The organism is Citrobacter sp. NCU1, assembly GCF_010231475.1.
GTDB lineage: Bacteria > Pseudomonadota > Gammaproteobacteria > Enterobacterales > Enterobacteriaceae > Citrobacter_D.
Window position 1 is genome coordinate 1 of sequence record NZ_NRDO01000013.1, and the last position, 23,315, is coordinate 23,315.

A 23,315-nucleotide genomic window follows, 5' to 3' on the forward strand; every position below is an offset into this window, starting at 1 on the left:
ACTGTTAATCCGTATGTCACTGGTTCGAGTCCAGTCAGAGGAGCCAAATTTAAGAAAGCAGACGTTTTATGATGTCTGCTTTTTTTTGCATTTTTATGCAATCTGTTTACGCTTCAATAAGTTAGCGTGAAAACCTGCTCGACCGTATCCGGTTTTTTTTCTTTATCCAGGAATTTTGGTGGGCAAGTTTGAGTGTGGCCTGGCCCGATTCTGGCGTGGCCACAACATGCCATTAAACGATTCTAAAACCCGCAAGTTAAAACCTTCTCCCGTTCGGTAACGCACTCTGACTCACACGGCATGTGTCTGCCCTTCAATCTGGCGGTTCGCGCATCGGGTATCTCAAATATCACGTCACAGGAAGAGTGTCGAAAGTCAGTTTTGACGCAAAATACGTACTCCTGCCCAGGGTGGTGTTCTCCCACCAGACATGTCGCGCGGCGAAATTTTTTGGACTGCTATGTACTCAATTTCGGACTTCGTGAGGCGCGAAAAAACGGCAATTCTGGACCGTCCAGAATTGAGCGCAAGTCTGTCATACTGCTGCCAGTCATTTGAATCGTTGGGATGAACGTGAAGGAACATACCGAAGCCATCAGTCAGTTTGTATTCCTGCTTACGGGGGTTGTTGGCATTTGTGTTTTAGTATCAGTAAAAGGTATGGCTAAGAATGATTTTTAGTGAGCGAAGCGAATTTGAAAAGAGGATAACGCACTGACAGAAATGCAAAAAAGCAGACGTCATAAAATGTCTGCTTTCTTAAATTTGGCTCCTCTGACTGGACTCGAACCAGTGACATACGGATTAACAGTCCGCCGTTCTACCGACTGAACTACAGAGGAATCGTGTGAACGAGGCGCATATTAGCGATGCCTATTGTCGTTGTCAAAGCCTGATTACACAAACTTGATCGTTTGCCGAATTTTTCCTCATTTCGCTGTTTATTCAGACGCGATCGGCTGTTTTACGCACTTTTCATGTACCGGGCGAGGATATTTCCAGAGCCATCGTCCGGTTACCATACGCCAGTAAAAGAGCGCCGCACGGACAGCCCAGTCGAAAAACATCCCCATCCAGACACCGACTACGCCCCAGCCAAGAACAATCCCCAACGTATAACCTGCGACGACACGGCATCCCCACATCCCCAACATTGAAACCCACATGGCATAACGGGCGTCACGTGCCCCCTTGAATCCGGCAGGTAAAACCCAGGATGCCGCCCAGATGGGCATAAATGCTGCGTTCAGCCAAATCAGGATCACGACTACATCTTTTACATCCTGATCATGTGTATAAAACGATGCCATTATCCCGGCAAAGGGCGCGCTCAACCACGCGATTGTCGTTAATCCGATAGTGGAAAGCCAGAACACATGGCGTAGTTGAATTTCTGCCTGGGCCATTTGACCATTACCCAGTCGTCTGCCGGTAATGATGGTAGATGCCGACCCCAGTGCGTTACCTGGCAAGTTAATCAACGCAGCAATCGAGAAAGCAATAAAATTACCCGCAATGACACTGGTGCCCATGCCCGCAACAAACATTTGCGTTAGCAGTTTTCCGCTATTGAACAGAACCGATTCAATACTTGCCGGAATGCCAATGCCCATCACTTCCCAGATAATGGCGAAATTTAGCGGTTTAAAGTAGCTTTTTAACGTGATACGCAATGCTGGGTTAAACCCAATCATTAGCACCCAGATAATGGCGACGGCGCCAATATAGCGGGAGATAGTCAACCCCAGCCCGGCTCCCACAAATCCCAGCCCTTGCCATGAAAAAATCCCGTAAATCAAAATACTGCTGATAACGATATTCAGGATGTTCATACCGCCATTGATGAGTAATGGGATTTTGGTATTGCCCGCCCCGCGTAACGCGCCGCTGCCAATCAACGCAATGGCGGCCGCAGGATAACTGATGACCGACAGTTCCAGATACGTTAGCGCTAGCGCTTTCACTTCTGGGGTGGCTTCTCCTGCCACAATATCGATGATTTGCTCACCAAAATAATGAATCACTGCCGCCAGCACGATGGCAAAAAGCGTCATAATCACCAGTGATTGTCTCGCGGCTGCCCGGGCGCGTCGGCGGTCGCGTTTGCCCAAGCTGAATGCCACCACAACCGTAGTCCCCAGATCAATAGCGGCAAAAAATGCCATGATGACCATATTGAAGCTATCGGCAAGCCCAACTCCCGCCATAGCTTCTTTGCCTAACCAGCTGACCAGGAAGGTACTTAATACCCCCATCAACAGGACACACGTGTTTTCAAGAAAAATAGGAACTGCAAGCGGGGTGATTTCGCGCCAGAAGAGAACTTTATAACTCTTGCGTTTGGCATACCAGGGCGTGCGGGAAACAGCCCGGCGTAATGCGGCGGAGACGTTCAAAATGGACCTTAAAGAGAAAGTTGAAACTTCATTTCAAATAATGAGGGAGAAACAGAAAAGCTGCAAAGTTTTTTCTATATAAAGTGTCTGTAATTGCAACAGATTGTTGAGATAAACGGCAAATGAACTGATATGGGACAAATGGGGTTTGACAAAATTTTTTTCGCCGCTAAGATATGCCTCCACACCGATTCCTCTGTAGTTCAGTCGGTAGAACGGCGGACTGTTAATCCGTATGTCACTGGTTCGAGTCCAGTCAGAGGAGCCAAATTTAAGAAAGCAGACGTTTTATGACGTCTGCTTTTTTGCATTTCTGTCAGTGCGTTATCCTCTTTTCAAATTCGCTTCGCTCACTAAAAATCATTCTTAGCCATACCTTTTACTGATACTAAAACACAAATGCCAACAGTCCCCGTGAGCAGGAATACAAACTGACTGATGGCTTCGGTATGTTCCTTCACGTTCATCCCAACGACTCAAAAGACTGGCTAAGCAATAGTCATCCCAATGGGTATCTACCCTGCGGTTTCAACGGCTAATGCAAGGCAGCGTCGTGACGCGGCTAAAAAGCGTCTTGCTCAAGGAATAGAGCCTGACGCCAGGAGAAACAGGCAGAAGGTAAAGTGCGCAAAGCTGAGCGCGACAACACACGCTCTTTTTCCAGACGCTGACGAGAAAGAGAGGATAATACCATGCAAGATACTTAATTTAAAAAAATGTCATCAACACGCCCAATTTTAAACAATAAAATCTGACCTATGGGCATTACTGCCCATAGTTTATATCAAGAATTTATCGCTATTATAAGATGGCTATCAGCCCCGTAGGGTTAACTTCTCTTTGACCGACATTGCAACTTCTTCGGCAATGGTAGATGACAATCCCGTATAGTTATTGGGTTCAAGCAATGTCAAAATTTCATCTTTTGTCATTAAGTCTGAAATTTGCGGATCTTCGCACAGCAGTTTAGAAAAACTGGATTTCTCATGTATTGACTGCATTGCCAGTGAATACATTTTTTCATGCGCTTTATCTTTCCCCAGAACGGCTGCCAGCTTCATCATTATGAATTCACTATTATCCAGACCGTTATTAATACTTGCATTATGGCGCATCTGCTCCCGGTTAACACGCAGCGTTCGGGTAAGTTCTTCAGCGCGTAAAATGATTTCCGTCATTAACGCCAGCGCTTCATGTAACGATGATTCCAGTAACATATATGAAGAGCTGTCCGCTTCGTAGGGACGACTTGAAGAGTTAAGCATGACAGAAGAAAGCGAATACAGTTTCTGTGCATTAGCGATAATGCCTTTGGCAAGTTTTGGATTGACCTTATGAGGCATCGTGCTGCTGCCAACTGTTCCGGTCGTAAATCCTTCCCCCAGCTCAGCGATTTCTTCAAGTGAGGTACTGTAAACTTCCTCGGCAATCTTGTGGCAACAGCTGGCCAGCAATGAAAGCACCTGAACATACTCAACTTTGTGGCTGGCGATATTACGAGAAGGAACACTCATCTCAGACATACCCAGCAGTTCAGCCATGCGAGTTTGTACCTGTCGGCCTGCTTCACCACTTGAGTTGAAGGCGCCTACGGCTCCCCCCATCATGATGCGAAAGACCCGCTTTTCGCATTGTTCCATACGTTCCAGCGCCATCTGGAATTCATCGATCCATACCGCAACCTTAAAGCCAAACGTAATGGGAATAGCGTGGCGGCCATGGGTTCGTCCGGGCATGACGGTATTTGCTTCACGTGTAGCGATCTGCGCAAGATTGAGCAGAATCTCTTCAATGACCGTTTTGAATTTAACGTGTACCTTCTTCACAACCAGCAGTTGCGCACTCTGCTGAATATTTTGCGTGGTAACGCCATAGTGAACAAATTTACCACTATCGGCAGGACAGGCTTTTACCAGCATTTTGAGAAAGGGCACAAAACCATGCCCAATTTCTCTTTGCAGCTCATTTACGGTGTTAATGTCGATGTTCTCAATGCGACATGAACTAATAATTTTTTGGGCGTCATCCACCGGGATTATGCCAATTTCACTCTGAGCATTTGCCAGTGCTGCCTCAATATCCAACCACGAGCGATATTTTTCTTCTTCGGTTAATAACGCTCTAATCCCTCGGTCATCCATCGTTTTTGTTTTTGAATCGTATAATGCACTCATGATTTATTCCTTTTTAATCATTTACCAGCAATCTTATCGACAATCGCGTTCTTCACAAACTCGACATGTGGACCGAAAACAACGTGGATATGGTTATTTTTAGGAATAAATATTCCTGAAGATCCTGCATTTTTTAACGTGTCAGTCTGCACCTTACCCTGGTCTTTTAAATCAATACGCAAGCGGGTGACGCAGTTATCAACATTCTTGATATTGTCACTCCCGCCCAGTCCTTCTAATACCAGAGTGGCGATTTCCGGATAACGCTTTTCTTTAAGCAGGTTATTGTTTCTGATCTCCTCTTCCCTGCCTGGTGTCTGAATTTTGAATTTTTCAATCGCAAAGCGGAATACCACATAGAAGACAACAAAGTTTACTGCCCCCAGGATAATCAGCTGCACCCAGTGAGTGTTCTCATACAGCAGACCGAAGATGCCGAAGTCGAAAATCGTGCCACGGATATAGCCAATAGAAACATCGAGGAACGCCAGAGGTATGGCCATCACCCCACAGAGTACGGTGTAGACAAAGAACAGGCCTGGTGCAATAAACAGGAACGAAAACTCTAACGGTTCCGTCACGTTGCCGAGGAAGGCGGTCAACACGATCGTCAGGATCATCCCTTTGGCAATAGGACGGTTAGCCTTAAACGAGGCGTGGTACATTGCCAGACCAATAGCCGGAACACGGAAGAGCGTATTGAGCATTTGGCCTGCGCCCAGGTAGGCGGTGAGTTTAGGCATCAATGACCAGCTCGGATCGTTAGGGCCAAGCTCAAAAAGGATCTTGTTGGTTGCATTGAGAATACCGGTGTAGGTTTCTCCATTAATCAAATAGGTCCCGCCCGCTTCGGTAAAGCGCAGCACCGAGGCCAGTACATGATGAAGGCCGAAAGGGATCAGAGTGCGGTGAATAAACCAGTAGACACCGACGCCGAACGTGTCATTCATCATAATGAATGAGATGCTGGTCAGCGCAGTGGTAACCCCACTCCACACGAAAGGAATCAGCAGTCCAACGGGGATCATATACAGGAAGGTGATGATAGGGACTGACTTCTTACCGCTGAAGAAAGCAAAAGCTAAAGGAAGTTGCAGTCGGTAGAATCGATCGGTCACTTTTGCCGCAACCAAGCCGGAAATAATTCCCCCCATTGCTTCAATCTTCAGGGTCTGTATACCCAGTACCAGACCCTGGCCTACAGAAGAGAGATCGCCTTTGGCTAGCGCGCCATTCACCTTTAACCAGACGTTCATCACGATTGTCAGCGTCAGGTAGGCCAATACCGCAGAGAATACGGCGATACCCTTCTCATTTTTAGAGAGGCCATAGGCAACCCCCATAGCAAACAATAACGGGATGTTGTTAAAGACGATCCCGGTAATATCCCTCATACTTTCCAGTATCATTTTTATTACATCGTTACCAAGGAAGGGTAACTTATTAATCATATAAGACTGGCTCAGCGCAGCACAGATACCCATTATCATCCCAATCGGTGCCATCACCGCTATCGGCAATAATAATGAACGTCCGAATAACTGTATGCCGTCTTTAAATTTATCCATCTTCATTGGCTATACTCTGTCTAAATTAATACGTAATTTTAACTATATGAGTCCATTGTCATCTGCGTGCCCGTCAACATTCAAGGTAACTTAATGTAATAAAACTACGACAATAAGTTTCCGTGAAAATGTTATAAACATATTTTGTGAGCACCATCCCACTGTCAATTTACGCATATTGACACACAGGTTAAATAAACTGAAATTGTGTGCGTAAAAAGGGGGTGATTATTAGCATTAACCAGTATGACATTGCTTTTCTTAGCTTTATGCAAGATAAAGGACAGTTGGCATTCTTAGATATTCCTGAACATTTTCCTGGAAAAAGTTTACTCACGTTAAAACGCAGTGTCGCAAACATCAATTATTACCTTAAAGCAGAGCGCATTACCATCCATGCTGACTCTTTTTCCTGCGATCTTACTTATGCTGATTTACTCGCGTTTTTATCTGGCCTGAAGGTCAAAGATTATAACTCATCCGTTGAAGAGAGGATTACGCTCATTCTCTTTTACGCATTTCTTTATACGACGGTAAACACATCACGACTCTATGAAGAAATTGGAATTAGTTTAACAACTAAAAAGAAAGACTTGAAAACGCTGGAAAATTACTTATCTGCACGAGGTCTAAAATCTGAGATAGTTAGTCGTAAAGGGATAAGAATTACGGGTAATGAAACGGCATGGCGAGTGCTTATTATGGGTATTCTTGCGTCCATTTGCGAACTGAGCCACGAGACCATTCTGGTCGAACGTGCCGCTAATGATGTCTATGAAAAGTTGATGTTTTCCCGCTTTAGCCAACAATCGCAAACTTTACCTGATGTGGTTAACAGGTTTCATGCTGTTATCCACGACGAGCAGCTGACGCTCTCCTACCCTGGCAAAAAATTGCTGTATATCTGGCTACTGTTAGAGACGATCCGTGAACCTGATCGTCAGGTTACGCTCTGTGAGATACCGGTACTGCTACCTCTTCATCCTGATAAAGAATACAGTGCGCAAGAGAAACTGAGGCACTGTTTTATCCACTCACTCGATCAAAACAGTACCGGGATACCGTTCATCGATTTACGTCTGTACGCAACACTGAGAGCATTTTTTACTGAAGTGAGTAAAAATATCATTACTGCCATAATATACCCTGATGCACTTCTGCATGAGCTATATCAGTATATTCATAAATGCATTTTACGCAGTATTCTCGGTTACAGCCTATTTGATAACAACCTATCAAATACAGAGAAACATCACCCCAACCTTTTTCATATTGTTCAACAATCAATCCAAATTTTAGAATCAGAATACAGCCTTAACCTTGATAAAAACCAGCTATCAACGATAACCCTGATAATAAAAAAACATATCAATAGCAGTAAATTATCAGGGAGAAACCGAAAAACAGTGATCATAGTGACAAATTCCGCTGTAGAAAAGATTGATTTCTTTATCAGCCATCTCAAATTTCATCTGGATATTGATGTTAAAGAGTCGATTAATATTCATGAAAAAGAACGGATAAAAGATTTAGATGCCGATATTGTCGTAACCTTCTCAAACCGCATTTCATGGTTGCTCAATGAAATGAACATTGACCATATCAAGGTGAATTATCACCTTAAAGATAATGACATTCGGATTTTTATGGATCATGGTTTCTCCAGTAATCTCAATAGAAAATTGTCCACCCATGATTTTTTAGATGCTATTGAAGGAAAATCAAGAGACGAGATCCATGAGATTATTAAAAAGAACTACATGAATTATTTCACATAGCACTCGCAGTATGTCAAATAAACCGTTTCAACCAGATGAACATCCCCCGGTCAATTCAAAAAAGGCCGGGGGATTCTTAAATAAATACTTCGCTCTATTTTATTGCCGCCATAACATCTGGCGTTTTTTTGCATTTCCGCTGCTGCCATTACTCAGGCGCATCATTTATTAATGGATGGCCCCGGCATTAATATTCACCGGCATTCCGGAGCGACGTTCCAGTTCATGATTAACCCGGTGACTGTCAACGCCATTTCCCTGCATAAAAGCGCGCAGAGCTGGCGTGACCGGCAGCGGGACTTTTCTGTCAGATTCATATTCGGCGCGATTACGCGACAGCGGTTCATGCACTTCAAGCCAGCGGCTACCGTCCGGCTCTGTGGTGTATTTCACCGGTTGGTCGATAAGCTGCACACGCGTCCCCACCGGCACATTGTCGAACAGATATTTGATGTCATCGTTACGTAAGCGAATACAGCCCTGACTCACACGCAGGCCAATACCAAAATTGGCGTTCGTACCATGAATAGCGTACAGCTTGCCAATATAAATAGCGTACAGTCCCATCGGGTTATCCGGCCCCGCAGGAACAAATGCAGGCAGACTCTCGCCTCTGCGGGCATATTCGCGTCGGGTATTCGGGGTTGGGCTCCATGTCGGCGCTTCCTGCTTTCGCTGTACCGATGTCACCCAGTTACGGGGCGTTTCTCGCCCCGCCTGACCAATACCGATAGGCAGAATTTCAACCGTATTTCCCCCTCGCGGATAATAATAGAGACGCATTTCCGCAACGTTAATCACGATACCCTCGCGGACCGTCGCGGGCAAAATGAGCTGCTGTGGGATAACGAGAGTAGATCCGGACTTCGGCAGATACACATCCACACCAGGATTTGCTTCCAGCATGTTGCTCAACCCCAGTCCATACTGAGCGGCAAACGTCTCCAGCGGTTGAGTATTTTTATCCGGTACTATCATCGTCAGCGGAGCGCCCACCAGACGGCTCCCGTCAGGCGGTAACGGGTAACTCACCGCAAGGGCTAGCTGGCTTGTCAATAGCATGGCCAGAGAGCAAAACAATTTCACACGACGCATCATTTCCCTTTCCTCAGTCGCGGCAGGTGTCAGTTAATTATAGCTTTTTGGTATACGATTAGGTGTTAACGTAGGACTGTTCACACGCAAGAGTGTAACAATAAACAGGTTTAAAAAGGAAACCCCCACCTGTAAGCGGGGGTTGCAGAGATTGACTACGCTTCTTTTCCGTCCGGCAATTCGATATTGAAGTCAGCCAGATGTCCCATATTGTTGTACATCGCACAGGCCGCCTCAACGATCGGCATCGCCAGAGCGGCACCACTGCCCTCACCCAGTCGCATCCCCATATTCAGATACGGGTCCATTTCAAGATGCGCCAACGCAATCCGCGCCCCTTTCTCCGCTGAGAAATGGGAAGGAATCAAATACGGTTTAATCTCAGGGGCAATCAGACAAGCCGCCAACGCCGCAGAATAAGAGAGGAACCCATCCATCAGCACGGGTAATCCGCAAGACGCTGCGCCAAGCATTACGCCAGCCATACCCACCAGATCAAATCCCCCCACTTTGGCAAGCACATCAATGCCGTCACGCGAGTCGGGCTGATTGACGCTTATGGCGCGACGCACCACATCCACTTTATTGCCCACTTTCGACAACGGGAGATTGGCCCCAATTCCGACCACATCTTCAGCATCGTTTCCGGTCAGCACACTCACGATTGCCGCAGCCGGGGTGGTATTCGCCATCCCCAACTCCCCAACGCCAAACAACGTTACGCCGTTCTGTGCCAGTTCCCGGGTATAGCGAATGACTTCCAGCAGTAGCTCTTCCGTTTGCGCACGGCTCATGGCCGGCCCTGTGGCGATATTGCCGCAGCCACGCGCCACACGCATGTTTACAACGCCTGGGATCGGCTCGCAGTCAATCCCCACATCGATCACATGCACCTTAGCCCCCGCCTGTGCGGCGAGAACACAAACGCCTGTCGTTCCCCGCAGCATATTCGCCGCCTGAATTGCAGTAACCACTTTAGGCGAGACGGCGACCCCTTCATCCCATACTCCGTGATCCGCGCACATCACCAACATCGCTTTCTCGCCCACGTGAGGAATGCCGTTGAGACCCGGCATTCCGGCCAGTTGCACAGCCAGCGCCTCCAGGCGGCCAAGACTGCCTGGCGGCTTGAGCAAACCGTCAATATGTTGCTGCGCACGCGACATCGCATCACCGTCAATCGGTGGGATTGCACGGAGTACTGAGGATAAAGTCTGCATAAGGGTTCTCATTGTGTTGGCTGGCTCACAGCAGAGCCAGCAGGAAGATTAACTCGCCAAGTTCGATAGCCGCGCCCAGCGTATCGCCAGTTTGTCCACCCAACGTACGTTTAAGTAATTGACCAAGAATGAAAATCACCACCATTGTGACCACGATTGCCGCCAGCCCATGCATTCCCGGAAGCAGCACGGCAGCTAAAATCGCCGCTAAACCTAGCGTGACACACGTCTGTCGCCCGGTGACTTTACCGATAAACACATTGCCCAGTCCTTCTTCGCGGGCGTAGCGATGACGATACATCAGCAATACGGCAATGCCCCGCCCAGCGGCACAGGCAGCCACCAGCGACGCCAGTACAGGCGTTCCTCGCAGCGCCAGTTCACTGATCACCAGAACCTTCGCCAACAAGACAAAAATCAGTGCCAGTCCGCCGTGCGTTCCCAGACGACTGTCACGCATAATCTCCAGCATGCGTTCCCGACGACGCGCAGAAAATACGCCATCGCAGGTATCGGCAAGGCCATCCAGATGAAATCCGCCCGTTAGCAACGCCAGCGTCAGCACCGCAAACAACGACGCCAGAGGAATACCGCACCAGGGTTGCACGGCCATAAAGACCAGGCCACTGAATCCACCCAGCACAAGGCCAATCAGCGGAAACATCACGATACCGCGTGAATACTGATCAAAATCCAGCCCCTGCGACCAGCGGACGGGAACGGGCAAACGACTGATAAAAGAAAGCATTGCCCAGAACAACTTACTCATTTAATTTTGACTCCAATACCTGACACCACCAGCCACACCTCATCGGCAGCGCTGGCAAGACGTTGATTTACCCGCCCGGCAATATCGCGAAAATGGCGCGCCAGACGGTTCTCCGGGACGATACCCATCCCGACTTCGTTGGTCACCAGCACCACGTTTGCAGGGCAGCGCTGACAGGCAGCAATCAACGCACGGATCTCATCCTCAATGGCGCATTCCATCGCCGCATAATCCCAGGTGTCGGGATCGCTCTCGCCGCCCAACGCAAACAGCATGTTGGTCACCATTGTCGTGATGCACTCCAACAAAATGGCCTCATCGGGATCATTTTGCGCTGTGATCAGCTCATCAAGCTGTTGCCAGCGCTCGGCGGTACGCCAGTGCGCGGGTCGCCCGTCCCGATGATGCTGAATTCGCGCCGCCATCTCCTCGTCAAAAACCTGAGAGGTTGCGATGTATAGCACTTGCGGCGAATCCGCAATCAGCGCCTCGGCATGTCGGCTTTTTCCGCTGCGCGCCCCGCCGGTCACCAGAATCATCATACGGGCTCCTGATGTTGTTGCATGATCTGATAAATCTTATCAATATCAATATGTTTGCGCATCCCCTCTGCCAGCAGATCGAACTGCTGCAATTTGTACTGACCATACTGAAAAGTCATATCCAGGGGTTCCAGCCCTTTACGCACACGCAGCCCATTGAGCAAAGCGCGGGTAAAATCATCGCTATCAAACAGGCCATGCAGGTAGGTGCCAAACGCCAGTCCGTCTTCGGTCACAGCGCCATCCGCCACATGTTGCCCGTTTTTTCGCAGTTGCATCACTGAGCGGCACTCGTCGTTCAACGTGGTTTCCCCCATGTGAATTTCATAGCCACGTACCGGTAAGCCTGAAGCCTGAGCCAGCCATCCGGGTAGCGCGGGCGACATCGTCGCCTCTACCTGGGTCGTGGTTTTATGCTGCGCAAAATGGGTGACGGTGTTAAGTAAACCCAGTCCCGGCAGCGTGCCCAGTCCGGACTCCACGTCGTCGATGATGGTATCGCCGAGGATCTGGTAGCCGCCGCAAATGCCCATAACAGGCACGCTGCGTTGATGAGCCTGCAAAACAGCATGCGCCATCCCGCTTTCGCGCATCCACACCAGATCGCCCAGGGTGTTTTTACTGCCGGGCAGAAGAACCAAATCAACCGTTTCCAGCTCTTCGGGATGCCGCACGTAGCGTACCCGGACATCCGGTTGCGCTGCCAACGCGTTGAAATCGGTAAAGTTTGAAATGTGCGGCAGTTGAACAACGGCAATGTCGATGTCCCGTTTTTCGGTGCGCAGGTATTTCCCTTTTTGCAGCGCAACGCCATCTTCATCTTCCAGATCCACATCCAGCCAGGGCATGACGCCCAGCACCGGCACCCCGGTCAATGACTCAATTTGTTCAATGCCGGAGTAAAGCAGCGCCACATCACCTCTGAATTTGTTGATGATGACTCCTTTCACTCTGGCGCGCTCATGGTCATGCAACAGGGCCAGCGTGCCATAAATAGAGGCGAAGACCCCACCCCGGTCGATATCCGCCACCAGGATCACCGGGCATTTTGCCATCTCTGCCATCCCCATATTGACGATGTCACGATCGCGCAGGTTTATCTCTGCCGGGCTGCCCGCCCCCTCCAGCACGATGACGTCATGTTCCTGTGCCAGGCTGGTGTATACCTCAAGGATCTGTTCCCGCAGTCGTGGTTTATATTCGTGATAGCTGACGGCATCCATATTGGTGGCGACTTTACCCATCAGTACCACTTGCGCTTTGCGATCGCTGGTGGGTTTGAGCAGCACCGGATTCATCCGCACGTCAGGGGTAATCCCTGCGGCCTCCGCCTGAAAGATCTGCGCGCGCCCCATCTCTTTGCCATCCGGCGTGATACCTGAGTTCAGCGCCATATTCTGCGATTTAAAAGGCGCCGTACGCAGACCATCCTGATAAAAAATACGGCACAGTCCTGCCACCAGCACGCTTTTGCCCACATCAGATGCCGTTCCCTGCAACATTATTGCCTGCGTCATGACGCCTCCTTCAGTGCGTTCTCTCGCATACGACTAAAAAATTCAGCTTCTGTTTTACACAGTGGCAGACCCAATTGGGCATGCAGTTTCACCAGCCAGGGCTGCGTTAACCCGGCTTGTTCGATTAATTCAGTACGGGAAAATACCTCGCCTGGCGCGCCATGCGCCAGCACTTCGCCACGGCGCAGGACATACACCGCATCGCTGACTTCATAGATGAGATCGATATCGTGGCTGGAGATGACGACGTGATTCCCCTGCGCCACAATCCGCTTGATAATGTCGATCATTTGCGCTCTTCCGACAGGGTCGAGGCCAGCCGTCGGTTCATCCAGCAACAAATAACGGGCCTGTAATACCATCGCCCCCGCAATCGCCACGCGTTTTTTCTGCCCGTGGCTTAAACACTGGATAGGCTGATGGCGAAAATGTTGGGCATCAACCAGCGTCAGCGCATCCTCCACGCGTCGGGCTATTTCGGCTTCCGCCACGCCCAGATTACGCAGGCTAAACGCAATGTCGCTATCGATGTCGGTATAGAAAATTTGCTGATCGGGGTCCTGAAAAACGGTCGCCACCTGTTGGCGCAACGCCAGCAGGCCACGCTTACTGTAATCCAGTGGTTTTCCCTGCCACAGAACCGCCCCTTTTTGTGGGCGCAAAAGGCCGCTCAGGTTCATAAATAGCGTCGATTTCCCGCAGCCATTCGCGCCCACTAATCCGGTCACAGAATTCGCAGTAAAATCCAGCGTGAGCCCTTTGAGTACCTGCTCATCCTGATAGCGAAACCACAGATCTGTCGTGGCAAGCATGCTTTTCCTTACAGGTGAAAATCACCCTGATACAGTTTAATATCCAGCGTGGTCGCCATTTGCTGATAGCGAATCAGCACGCGAGTAAACAGTAATCCGACCAACATCGCCAGAGAACGGTAGCCTTTTGGCAGACTACGATAACCAAAACGCAGCGTCTGCGCGCGATGAATGGCAAGCGCCTCGTCTAACAGAATAAAAATGAAACGCCAGGTCAGCAGGATCTGCTCGGTAAGCAGTCGCGGCACGCGCGCGCGTTTAAGCAATACAATCAGTTGGGGAAACGGCAGGTTCAGCACCAGCCAGAACGTTGCCGCCAGGGCGGCCAGACTACGCCAGAAGGTTTCGTTAGCGGTGACAAGCCCTGAAGAGGTGATACCCAGCCAGTACGACCCGACAGGTAAACTGACCAGCAGCGACTGGGGATCGCGGCTTATGCTAAACAAAATCGTCACCACCCCAACGACTAAAAAACCAAAGGGTAAGGCCATCCACTGACACCAGCGCCATACCGAAAGGCGTAATAGCCAACAGGTCAGCCCTGCGGTACACAGGAGCGCAATCCCCTGCCCCCAGGGAGGCAGAGTGAACGCCAGCGTCATCATCACCACCCAGAGTAAAAACTTTCGCTCCGGTGAGACATGAAACCAGCGACTCTGGTAGCTAAGCCTGTCAAGTCCGGTCATCACGACGTTGTCTGCCTTTGCAATAACCCAAAATGTAGAAAATCACCGCCGCGCCAAGTGAACCTTGCAGGGTGAACAGCAAACTTTCGATTTCACCACTGGCCGGTTCATACAGGGGTTCAAACCAGGGTTTATAATCCGGCGCAATAGCCTGGATCTGGCTTTCAGCCTCCCCATCAGACCCGCCGTATTCGCCGCCATGATTTATGAAGAACGGCAGAACAACCAGAGCTATCACCATGCTCAACAATATCAGCGTCTTTTTCATCCTAATGTCCTTGTGCGGTAATCAACCGCCGTTTGGTCAACTGGTCGTAGATCATGACGGTCAACAGCCCTTCCGCGATCGCAATCGGAATCTGTGTTAAACAGAAAATGCCCATAAATTTGACAACGGACCCTGTCGCACCCGCCTGCGGGTCCGGGAAGGCGACCCCAAGCTGCACTGAGGTGACGAAATAGGTCACCAGATCCGCCAGCATCGCGCACAAGAAGACCCCAACATCACGGCGTAACCCTGCGCGACAGGCCATTTGCCACACCAGATATCCCACAACCGGCCCAATTACCGCCATCGACATGCCATTTGCACCCAGCGTGGTCAGCCCGCCATGCGCCAGCAACAATGCCTGAAAGAGCAAGACGATCGCGCCAAGCACCGCCACAACACCAGGTCCAAACAGAATAACCGCCAACCCAACGCCGGTCGGATGCGAGCAACTCCCGGTCACGGAGGGAATTTTCAGCGCCGAGAGTACGAAGATGAATGCCCCGCACAGCGCCAGCAACACTTTCTGGTGATTATCTTCCTGAACAATCCGCCGCAGGCGAACCAGTCCGTACCACAGGCAAGGTAAAAACAGCAGCCACCATGCCAATGCCCACATCGGCGGTAGAAACCCCTCCATGATGTGCATCGCGAACGCCTGCTCGGGAACAACCATCAGTAACAGGGCGGCAGCCAGCCCACTGAATGACAGTTGTTTCAGCTGTTTTTCGAGTTTCATTCCGCATCCCCCCACCGTTTGTTGACCAGAATGGTCGAGAAGTAAGGCAGAGACTGCTCATCACTCACCTCATCCAGGTGGCGCCAGCATTGTTCGCCTGGCAGAGTGGCTTCGGCCATCATCAGGGCGCAACCCAGTAAGCCTTCCTGTTGCAGTAACGCTTTAATGCGCGTGAATCGGCCGTATACCTTCATGAGCACCAGGCTTTCGTGCTGCTTTAGCGCCTGCTGAATTTCAGCTTCCGGCGCGGTACAGGAGATCACGGCCAGTGACTGTTGTTCCATCGCCAGCGGTGTTTTTGAGCGGGCGGCAATAGCGGCAAACGAGGTGACGCCAGGGACAATTTCCAGCCACTCCTGGTTGCCAATACGCTGCAATAAAAAGACCCAGGTGCTGAACAACATGGCATCGCCCAGCGTGATAAAGCCAACCTGTTTTCCGGCCTTAACTTCCTTGACCAGCGCGGCGGCGACTTCGTCCCAGACCGCTTCTTTCTCGGCGCTGTCGGCACTCATCGGGAAATGGCAGCAGCGCACTTCTGTCTGTTCGCCGATATATTCACGCACAATGGAGAGCGCCAGGCTGTCACCGCCTTTCCGTCCCGCCGGGGCATATAAAATATCCAGCGAACCGAGGATCCGCGCACCACGCACCGTGATCAAATCTGATGCTCCGGGGCCGGTGCTCAACGCATACAGTTTGCCGCTCATGCCGCTTCCTCCACTGCCATGTCCAACGCGTGTTGCAGGTGTGCGACAAACATCGCGCGAACCGCCGGGTTTTCGCCCAGTCCACTTAACCACGGCGTTGCCGGAATACCGGCGGCATTAAACCGTGTTTTCCAGGAGTCCTCTTCATCAGAGGCCATGTCGTTGATGGCGTGATCGCCTGCAACCAGCATCAACGGCATAAGATGCACACCGCTAACGCCTTCTTTACCCAGACTCTCAATGAGAATCTCGACTTCCGGGTAACTCTCTACCGCCCCCACGCGAGCAGGAAAGCCCTGCGCCGTCATCATATGGTCAAGGCAGGCATAGGCGGCAAAAGCATGATGGCTGGCGCCGTGCCCCATAAACACCACCTTTTCGGTTGTTTCGAGCGTGGGCATCTGTTGCTGCAACGCCAACATCAGTTGCGCGTAATCACGATGGCTGCTCAATAGCGGCGCGCCCAGCGTCAGGCGGGAAAACAGCGGGCGCATACTCTGCACTTCGCGCACGATTTTTTCGTATTCATCACCGTTAATGATGTGCAGAGACTGGATGGCTACATCCTGATATCCCTGTGCGGCGAGTTTTTGCAATGCCTGCAACGGTGTGTCGATATCGATACCATCACGCTGTTTAAGTTTGCGGATAATCATCCCGGAGGTGAAAGCGCGAAACAGATCTCTGTCAGGGCAACTGGCTGCCAAATCACGCTCGCAGGCCACAATATTTTTCTCGCAGGTGTCGTGATAGCTGGTGCCAAAACTGACGACCAAAAGTGCTTTTTTCATGTATGACTCCTTAATAAGCAGCCAGCCAGCGTGCTAAACGCTGCGCAAATGCGGCCTGACTTTCCAGTAATTCGTCGCCCGTCACCAGCGGTGCCGGACGGGTTATCACGATGCAGGGGATCCCTGCATCCAGACAGGGTTGAACTTTTTCCTGATAGCCGCCTTCTGCGCCAGAGGCTTTTGTCACCACCACGTCGGCCTGACACTGGCGGTAAAATGCGGCGTTAAATTCAGCGCTAAAGGGGCCGCAAAGGGCAAAGATCTCCCCTACGCCAAATCCCAGTTCAACGCATTGCGCAATCACATCAGGAACGGGCAATACACGGGCCAGCAATGTTTTTTCCGGCAGTCCTGCACGCCATTGCGCCAGGTCCTTACTGCCGGTAGTCAGCAGCACACGATCGCCAAACTTCTGTGCCACATCACAGGCTTGCGCAATGTTCTGTACGGTATACAGCAACGGGTGCGTCAGGTCGCTGAGCTGCTCCGGGCGCTGATAGCGACTCAACAACACGCCAGCCGCTTCGCAGGCTCGCTGGATGTTACGGCTCACCACCTCGGCGTACGGATGTGAAGCATCTATCACCCAGCGAGTACGGTTGTCCCGCAACCAGGCAATCATGTGTTCCAGCTCCAGACGACCGCATCGCACTTGCCCTTTAATCTCCCCCGCCAGTTGCTTACCCGTAGGGGTCGCCACCGACAGGGTGTAAGGGACGTTCGCGGCGTCCAGTTGCTGACACAACGCCCGCGCGTCGCTGGTTCCGCCCACCACCAGCACCTCGCCGTATCTCACAGCACGTAACCTCTTGGCGTAATCATCAAACCCTCCTGGATGTAGGTGGCTTTGTTACCAACAATCACCAGGCTGGTCATATCAACGGGCTCAAAGTCCATCCCACCGAGGGTGGTCAGCCATTTCTCCTGTTTCTTACGCCCCGCCGACTTCACGACGCCAACCGGCGTTTCTCCGCTCTTACTGGCGGAAAGTAACTCGAACGCACGCGCCAGATGCCCTTCACGGCCCCGGCTACGCGGGTTGTAAAAACAAATCACAAAGTCGGCTTCGCCTGCGGCAATAATGCGTTTTTCAATGACCGGCCACGGCGTCAACAGATCGCTTAAGCTGATGTGGCAAAAATCGTGCATCAACGGCGCGCCCAACAGAGACGCGGCCGCAATGCTGGCGGTCATGCCGGGCACCAGGCGAACTTCAACATCCAGTTTCTGCTTACTGACCAGCTCCAGCACCAGACCTGCCATGCCATAAATACCGGCATCACCGCTGCTGATAAGCGCCACGTTATGCCCGGCCTGCGCCAGTTCAATCGCCGCCTGACAGCGTTCAATCTCTTTGCACATGCCGGTTTTGATCACCTGCTTGTCGCCAGTAAAGGCTTTCACCAGATGGGTATAGGTTTTGTAACCGACAATAATTTCCGCCGCCTGTAGTGCCTCGACCGCTTCCATCGTCATCATTGCCTGCGAGCCAGGACCTATTCCAATTACGGTTAACATCAGTGTGAAACTCCCAAAGTAATAGTCACGCCCTGCTCACGCAGGGTCTCGCCTAACAGTTGTCCCTGGCTCAGCAGCCAGGCTGCCGGACCGGATACGCTACCGACGCCGACCGTTTGACGCACAAACGACGAAGCCGGAAAGCGATGCTCTTGCTCACGCAGGGCGTCAGCGGTAAAGGTTTCGAAAGGAACACGACAACAGGAGGCCAGTTGAATCAGTCCCTGCTCGTCTTTTTTGAGGTTGACGCTGCCGATCGCTTTTAATGCCAGCGGATCGATCCGCTGGGCTTCAAGCTGACGGGTCAACAGGTTAGCTAACAGAGGAAATGGCGTGTCGCGACGACAGCCGATCCCGGCGACAACCCGCTGGGGCACCAGTTTCCAGTGCGGTACTGGCAGAGCGGGTAAATCCGCGCGTAGCGTGATGCAAATCAGCGCATCCAGCTCCGGCAACTGCTGCAGGTCGGTTACGATGATAAAGCCGCGTTTGTCACAATGGCTGACCTCTGCGGCTAACGCGTCGTCCCACCACAAGCCCACCCGCTGCTGGCTGACCAGCATTTGATTCACGATTTTCACTGCCGTGCGAAAATCATTCATCCGGGCGTTAAGCTGGAATGCCAGCGTATCCAGCGCAGCCATCTCGTTAACATCCGTCGCGGTGGTAATCACCGGATCGGCATCCAACATACCCGCAAGGTAGCGAGTGAGCGCATTGGCGCCCCCGGCGTGGCCGGAAAGCAGGCTGATCACATGCTGCCCACGCTCATCGATAACCACCACCGCCGGATCGCTGAATTTGTCATTCACCAGCGGCGCAAGTACACGCACCGCAATACCTGTCGCGACAATAAAGATCAGCGCCGAATACTGCGCAAACGCGTCACGTGCTGTACTGGCAAATCCGTCGGTAAACGGTACAAACCCCTCTTCCAGCAATTTTTCGCTGGTAAAGCAGGTCAACGGCAGCATCGTCGCCAGCCTTTTTGCCAGTATGACGCCGCCAGGCGTCAGACAAAAAAGCGCAATAGACTCAGGCTTTACGGTATTCATGGCTAAAATCCGCAGCATAAAGTCGGGAGTAGTGATATTCATCACCGAGGAAATTCCCCACCAGAATGAGCGCCGTTTTGCGGATCCCCGCGTCACGCACTTTGTCGCCAATGTCTGCCAGTGTGCCGCGAACGGTCTGACTTTCCGGCCAGGTCGCTTTGTAGATAACCGCCACCGGGGTCGTTGCCGGGTAGCCACCTTCAATCAGACGTTCTGCGACCCGGTGAATACGCTGGACGGAGAGATAGATAGCCATTGACGTCTGGTGGCTGGCAAACGCTTCCAGTTGCTCACGTTCCGGTACCGGCGTACGTCCTTCCAGACGAGTAATAATGAGGCTCTGCGACACTTCCGGGACGGTATATTCCACGCCAAGCTCGGCGGCCGCGCCAAGAAAAGCACTGACGCCAGGCACCACTTGCCAGTCGATACCGCGCCGGGTCAACTCTTCGCCCTGCTCGCGCACTGAGCCGTACAGTGATACATCACCGGTTTGTAGACGAACCACTGTCTTTCCCGCTTTCACCCCGGCTTCCATCAGGTCGAGGATCTGTTCCAGGTGCAGTTCTGCACTGTCGTGGCACTCTGCCTCCGGCGGGCAATAATCCAGCAATTCGGTATTAATCAATGAGCCTGCATAGATAACCACCTGCGCCTGTTGCAGCAAACGGTAGCCTTTGAGGGTAATCAGCTCACGGTCGCCAGGACCTGCGCCGACAAACCACACACTGCGGGGATCAAATGTCTCAGACATGGTGTTCTTCCTTCTGACAGGCGATAACAAAAACAGGATTATTCGGTTTGAAATAGTGACCACTGCCGAGGGCCGTCAGCGACGAAACCTGTAGCTGTAGGCAATCCACGTCATGCACACCCATCTGCTCCAGATGTGCCAGCGCGGTAGTAAGGTTTTCTTGCAGGATGAAGGTCATGACCAGACGTCCGCCGCAATGAAGTTGGTGCATCGCCCAGTCAATCAGTTCGGTAAGGTGACCACCGCTGCCGCCCATAAACACTGCATCGGCTTTCCCGGTCAGCGCCATTGGCGCTTCACCTGGCAGGATATCAATGTTGCTGCAGGCGAAATGCTGACGGTTTTCATCCAGCAGTCGCAATGCCGCGGGATTACGCTCAATGGCGGTGACATGCAAAGAAGGATGCTGCAGCGCCGCCTCAATCGAGACGCTGCCGGTTCCAGCGCCGACATCGATCAGATGGCTTGCGCGGTGCAATTCAAGTTTTGAGAGGGCGAGTGCGCGTACCACTTCTTTGGTCATCGGCACTTTCTCTCCACGTAGGAACAGCTCATCTTTCATCAAGGATCACCACTGCATTCATCTCATAATCGCTGTTGACCTCACTGACGGGCAGCCAGTGGATCCGTTCGTTTTCCATCGCCAGGTTCTCACCGATCACCATCCAGCGATGCCCCTTACCACGTTTTATTAACTGAGCCGCTATTTCGCGCGGGCCGCAGAGTGTGTCGGTCACCATCGCGACCTTGTTATGCCGCGCCAGTTCATCAAAACAGACGCTGCGCCCGTGACTGCTGGTGAGCCACATGTCGTTCATGTCAACGCCTGACTGCGCGCAGAGATACTGGACCGCGCTAATGCCCGGAATAATGCGCACCTGCTCAAGACCAAAATGCGCCACCATGCGCGTGCCGATGCCGTAAAAAAGGGGATCGCCAGAGGCCAGTACCACTACGCGTTTATCTTTTTGGCGGGCAACCCAGTCCAGCAACTCCGCAATGTTGGCGCCGAGCACAAACTGTTCGCCGCTGAACTCAGGGAACTGTAATAAATGGCGCTTTCCGCCCACCAGGACATCGGCTTGCGCCACCGCCTCCCGGGCGGCGGGCGTCATCAGGTGCAGCCCTGCCGGTCCCATGCCCACCACCGTTAACATTGCATCTCCTTCGCAATCTCTTCGACCGGGCGGTTACTGCCGAGAACCTGATTCTCGAAAGAGAACATGATCGCGTCACAGCACGGCGGGTTTTTCGTAAAGCGCAGCATCTGCATGACGCGCAGACAAATTCGCTCGGCCAGATGAGGGTAAATGCGCTGAAACCCGTAGGCGTCGATGTGTTCCATCGCCGCTTCGGTCGTGTCGCAATCGCTGACGAGCGTCAGCAGTTCACGCGGTGCGCCCAGGAGCGCCAGATGCGCCACTAACGTTTCCATGCGGGCATCGGCGATATGGCTGTGCGTATGGAAGATCCCGGCCGCGATTTTGATCAGTTTGCCTGGGTGTCCTACCAATACGATGTGGCGATACCCCAGTCGCACCGCCTCTTCAATCATGTAACCGACGAAATTGCTCATGGTGACGACCACCTGGGTGTCGATCCCCATCTGCTCACGGACAAAACGTTCACCGTGGTTACCAGGCACCAGCACCACCCTTTCCAGACCCGCTGCGCGTTTGATTTCCAGCTCCAGCGACAAGGAACGTTTCCAGCTCTCTTCCGACATGGGCGTCACGATCCCGGTCGTGCCGATGATCGAGATCCCTCCGAGAATACCGAGACGTGAGTTGTAGGTTTTTTGCGCTCTCTTTTCCCCTTCCGGGGCGAAGATTTCGATTTCTGCGCCGCGTGCCGGACCTATTGCCTCACGTACCGCAGATTCAATCGTGTGGCGGGGCGTGCGATTGATTGCCGCGCTACCGACAGGTAAACCAATGCCTTTGCGGGTGACAGTGCCTACGCCCTCTCCCCCCAGCAAGACAATCTCCCCGGTGTCATTCAGCGTCACGCGGGCAAAAATCAACATGCCGTGGGTGGCGTCCACATCATCCCCGCCATCCTTGCGAATCGCGGCAATGGCCTGTTGTCCTTCGATATGGGGAGACTCAACGTTCAGACACAACGTCACCCCGGAAGGCGTCACAATAGAAACCTGATGAATTAAATGCTGGCGTAATACCATGAGCGCAGCGACTTTTGCCGCCGCTGTCGCACAGGAACCCGTGGTGTACCCCTTACGAAGCGCCTTGCCGTTGTGCCACACCGGGGCATCAAAGGATGCGTCGCTCATCGCGCCCCCTGCAGGTGATATAACATGGCGTTCACGATGGCTGCGGCCACGTTACTCCCGCCTTTGCGCCCCAACGCGGCGATAGCGGGCAGGCTGCTTTGCGTTAGCGCGTCTTTTGACTCTTCGGCACCAACAAAACCCACCGGCACACCGACCACGCCGCTGACGGCAACGTCATGTTCAAGCAGTCGGAACAATGCTGTTGGCGCATTGCCGAACACAAACACCTTTTCGCCCTCTTCAGTCACCGCAATATCAACGGCGGCCATTGAGCGGGTGATCCCCTGTGCTTTTGCTTCACTCACCACGCGTGGGTCGCTGATGTAGCAGCGGCATTCACCGCCAAATTTGGCCAGCAGCGTTTTATTAATCCCAGAAAGCGCCATCGTGGTGTCGGTATAGATAACGCACTGGCGACTGAGTGCCGCGCAGAGGCGTTCCAGTGCATCGCTGGAAAACCACAAAATGTCCAGCCAGTCAAAATCTGCGGTTGTGTGGATCACCCGTTTGATGATTGCTTCATGCAACGGGCTGGCAAACTGATAATCCGGGCGGGTTTCACGAATAATCTCGCCAATGATGTCGAAACTTTTGCTCTCAATCGCCTGGGGTTGCTGAATGTATTGCATGTCT

24 protein-coding genes, 2 tRNA genes and 1 pseudogene are annotated in these 23,315 nt (G+C 51.9%); 3 read left to right on the forward strand and 24 right to left on the reverse strand.

Translation table 11 applies throughout. The features are described from left to right. Positions 1-766: 766 nt before the first annotated feature. The 3 genes from CJP72_RS05325 to CJP72_RS26105 all read right to left on the reverse strand — a co-directional run bounded on the left by CJP72_RS05325 (position 767) and on the right by CJP72_RS26105 (position 2,582). A tRNA-Asn gene (locus tag CJP72_RS05325) sits at positions 767-842 on the reverse strand. Between the two features lie 99 nt (positions 843-941). Beyond that, a complete protein-coding gene (locus CJP72_RS05330) occupies positions 942-2,396 on the reverse strand; it encodes an EmmdR/YeeO family multidrug/toxin efflux MATE transporter (protein WP_162379860.1) in 1,455 nt (484 codons plus the stop codon). Positions 2,397-2,429: 33 nt separating this feature from the next. Then, complete coding sequence (locus tag CJP72_RS26105; RefSeq protein ID WP_342212281.1) at positions 2,430-2,582, reverse strand: DUF5951 family protein; 153 nt, start codon at positions 2,580-2,582, stop codon at positions 2,430-2,432. Between the two features lie 6 nt (positions 2,583-2,588). On the opposite strand from CJP72_RS26105, the gene CJP72_RS05335 reads away from it, so the two are divergent. Together CJP72_RS05335 and CJP72_RS05340 are read left to right on the forward strand one after the other, a co-directional pair. Then, positions 2,589-2,664, forward strand: a tRNA-Asn gene (locus CJP72_RS05335). A 163-nt stretch (positions 2,665-2,827) separates the two neighbouring features. Further along, positions 2,828-3,055, forward strand: a pseudogene (locus CJP72_RS05340) (Arm DNA-binding domain-containing protein); the annotation flags it as partial. 156 nt (positions 3,056-3,211) lie between these two features. Here CJP72_RS05340 and CJP72_RS05345 read toward each other — a convergent pair. Next, the gene (locus tag CJP72_RS05345; protein WP_162379861.1) at positions 3,212-4,570 is read right to left on the reverse strand and encodes a class-II fumarase/aspartase family protein; all 1,359 of its coding nucleotides are present in this window, start codon (positions 4,568-4,570) and stop codon (positions 3,212-3,214) included. 17 nt (positions 4,571-4,587) lie between these two features. Continuing rightward, positions 4,588-6,144 carry a PTS transporter subunit EIIC gene (locus CJP72_RS05350; protein ID WP_162379862.1) on the reverse strand — a complete coding sequence of 519 codons (1,557 nt, stop codon included), beginning with the start codon at positions 6,142-6,144 and terminating at the stop codon, positions 4,588-4,590. Between the two features lie 203 nt (positions 6,145-6,347). Here CJP72_RS05350 and CJP72_RS05355 point away from each other — a divergent pair, with 203 nt between their 5' ends. Further along, positions 6,348-7,916: a PRD domain-containing protein gene (locus tag CJP72_RS05355; RefSeq protein WP_162379863.1), complete on the forward strand. Its 1,569-nt coding sequence runs from the start codon at positions 6,348-6,350 to the stop codon at positions 7,914-7,916. A 168-nt stretch (positions 7,917-8,084) separates the two neighbouring features. Here CJP72_RS05355 and ldtA read toward each other — a convergent pair whose 3' ends face one another. The 19 genes from ldtA to CJP72_RS05450 form a co-directional block, all read right to left on the reverse strand. After that, the gene (ldtA, locus tag CJP72_RS05360) at positions 8,085-9,014 is read right to left on the reverse strand and encodes a L,D-transpeptidase (protein WP_162379864.1); all 930 of its coding nucleotides are present in this window, start codon (positions 9,012-9,014) and stop codon (positions 8,085-8,087) included. 152 nt (positions 9,015-9,166) lie between these two features. Continuing rightward, positions 9,167-10,231, reverse strand: coding sequence for a nicotinate-nucleotide--dimethylbenzimidazole phosphoribosyltransferase (cobT, locus tag CJP72_RS05365; RefSeq protein ID WP_162379865.1), 1,065 nt, complete (start codon positions 10,229-10,231; stop codon positions 9,167-9,169). Positions 10,232-10,256: 25 nt separating this feature from the next. After that, complete coding sequence (gene cobS / locus CJP72_RS05370; RefSeq protein WP_162379866.1) at positions 10,257-11,000, reverse strand: adenosylcobinamide-GDP ribazoletransferase; 744 nt, start codon at positions 10,998-11,000, stop codon at positions 10,257-10,259. Beyond that, entirely contained in the window at positions 10,997-11,542 is a 546-nt protein-coding gene (cobU, locus tag CJP72_RS05375; protein ID WP_162379867.1) for a bifunctional adenosylcobinamide kinase/adenosylcobinamide-phosphate guanylyltransferase, read from the reverse strand. Before cobU ends, cobS begins: the two co-directional genes overlap by 4 nt. After that, a complete protein-coding gene (locus CJP72_RS05380) occupies positions 11,539-13,059 on the reverse strand; it encodes a cobyric acid synthase (RefSeq protein WP_162379868.1) in 1,521 nt (506 codons plus the stop codon). Before CJP72_RS05380 ends, cobU begins: the two co-directional genes overlap by 4 nt. Then, on the reverse strand, positions 13,056-13,871 hold the full coding sequence (locus CJP72_RS05385) for an energy-coupling factor ABC transporter ATP-binding protein (RefSeq protein WP_162379869.1): 816 nt from the start codon (positions 13,869-13,871) through the stop codon (positions 13,056-13,058). The genes CJP72_RS05380 and CJP72_RS05385 overlap by 4 nt, the downstream gene beginning before the upstream one ends. An 8-nt stretch (positions 13,872-13,879) precedes the next feature. Continuing rightward, entirely contained in the window at positions 13,880-14,557 is a 678-nt protein-coding gene (locus CJP72_RS05390) for an energy-coupling factor ABC transporter transmembrane protein (RefSeq protein WP_162379977.1), read from the reverse strand. Beyond that, positions 14,544-14,825 carry an energy-coupling factor ABC transporter substrate-binding protein gene (locus CJP72_RS05395; protein WP_162379870.1) on the reverse strand — a complete coding sequence of 94 codons (282 nt, stop codon included), beginning with the start codon at positions 14,823-14,825 and terminating at the stop codon, positions 14,544-14,546. The genes CJP72_RS05390 and CJP72_RS05395 overlap by 14 nt, the downstream gene beginning before the upstream one ends. A 1-nt stretch (position 14,826) precedes the next feature. Beyond that, positions 14,827-15,564 carry a cobalt ECF transporter S component CbiM gene (gene cbiM, locus CJP72_RS05400; RefSeq protein ID WP_162379871.1) on the reverse strand — a complete coding sequence of 246 codons (738 nt, stop codon included), beginning with the start codon at positions 15,562-15,564 and terminating at the stop codon, positions 14,827-14,829. After that, the gene (locus CJP72_RS05405; protein ID WP_162379872.1) at positions 15,561-16,274 is read right to left on the reverse strand and encodes a cobalt-factor II C(20)-methyltransferase; all 714 of its coding nucleotides are present in this window, start codon (positions 16,272-16,274) and stop codon (positions 15,561-15,563) included. The genes cbiM and CJP72_RS05405 overlap by 4 nt, the downstream gene beginning before the upstream one ends. After that, the gene (gene cbiK, locus CJP72_RS05410; protein WP_162379873.1) at positions 16,271-17,065 is read right to left on the reverse strand and encodes a sirohydrochlorin cobaltochelatase; all 795 of its coding nucleotides are present in this window, start codon (positions 17,063-17,065) and stop codon (positions 16,271-16,273) included. The genes CJP72_RS05405 and cbiK overlap by 4 nt, the downstream gene beginning before the upstream one ends. A 10-nt stretch (positions 17,066-17,075) precedes the next feature. Next, on the reverse strand, positions 17,076-17,861 hold the full coding sequence (locus CJP72_RS05415; protein WP_162379874.1) for a cobalt-precorrin-6A reductase: 786 nt from the start codon (positions 17,859-17,861) through the stop codon (positions 17,076-17,078). Then, complete coding sequence (locus tag CJP72_RS05420; protein ID WP_162379875.1) at positions 17,858-18,583, reverse strand: precorrin-3B C(17)-methyltransferase; 726 nt, start codon at positions 18,581-18,583, stop codon at positions 17,858-17,860. Before CJP72_RS05420 ends, CJP72_RS05415 begins: the two co-directional genes overlap by 4 nt. Continuing rightward, positions 18,583-19,638: a cobalt-precorrin 5A hydrolase gene (gene cbiG / locus CJP72_RS05425; protein ID WP_162379876.1), complete on the reverse strand. Its 1,056-nt coding sequence runs from the start codon at positions 19,636-19,638 to the stop codon at positions 18,583-18,585. The genes CJP72_RS05420 and cbiG overlap by 1 nt, the downstream gene beginning before the upstream one ends. Continuing rightward, complete coding sequence (locus tag CJP72_RS05430) at positions 19,619-20,392, reverse strand: cobalt-precorrin-4 methyltransferase (RefSeq protein ID WP_162379877.1); 774 nt, start codon at positions 20,390-20,392, stop codon at positions 19,619-19,621. Before CJP72_RS05430 ends, cbiG begins: the two co-directional genes overlap by 20 nt. After that, a complete protein-coding gene (locus CJP72_RS05435) occupies positions 20,385-20,954 on the reverse strand; it encodes a decarboxylating cobalt-precorrin-6B (C(15))-methyltransferase (protein WP_162379878.1) in 570 nt (189 codons plus the stop codon). Before CJP72_RS05435 ends, CJP72_RS05430 begins: the two co-directional genes overlap by 8 nt. After that, on the reverse strand, positions 20,944-21,549 hold the full coding sequence (locus CJP72_RS05440; protein WP_162379879.1) for a cobalt-precorrin-7 (C(5))-methyltransferase: 606 nt from the start codon (positions 21,547-21,549) through the stop codon (positions 20,944-20,946). The genes CJP72_RS05435 and CJP72_RS05440 overlap by 11 nt, the downstream gene beginning before the upstream one ends. Further along, the gene (gene cbiD / locus CJP72_RS05445) at positions 21,543-22,682 is read right to left on the reverse strand and encodes a cobalt-precorrin-5B (C(1))-methyltransferase CbiD (RefSeq protein ID WP_162379880.1); all 1,140 of its coding nucleotides are present in this window, start codon (positions 22,680-22,682) and stop codon (positions 21,543-21,545) included. Before cbiD ends, CJP72_RS05440 begins: the two co-directional genes overlap by 7 nt. After that, on the reverse strand, positions 22,679-23,311 hold the full coding sequence (locus CJP72_RS05450) for a cobalt-precorrin-8 methylmutase (RefSeq protein WP_162379881.1): 633 nt from the start codon (positions 23,309-23,311) through the stop codon (positions 22,679-22,681). Before CJP72_RS05450 ends, cbiD begins: the two co-directional genes overlap by 4 nt. Positions 23,312-23,315 lie beyond the last annotated feature (4 nt).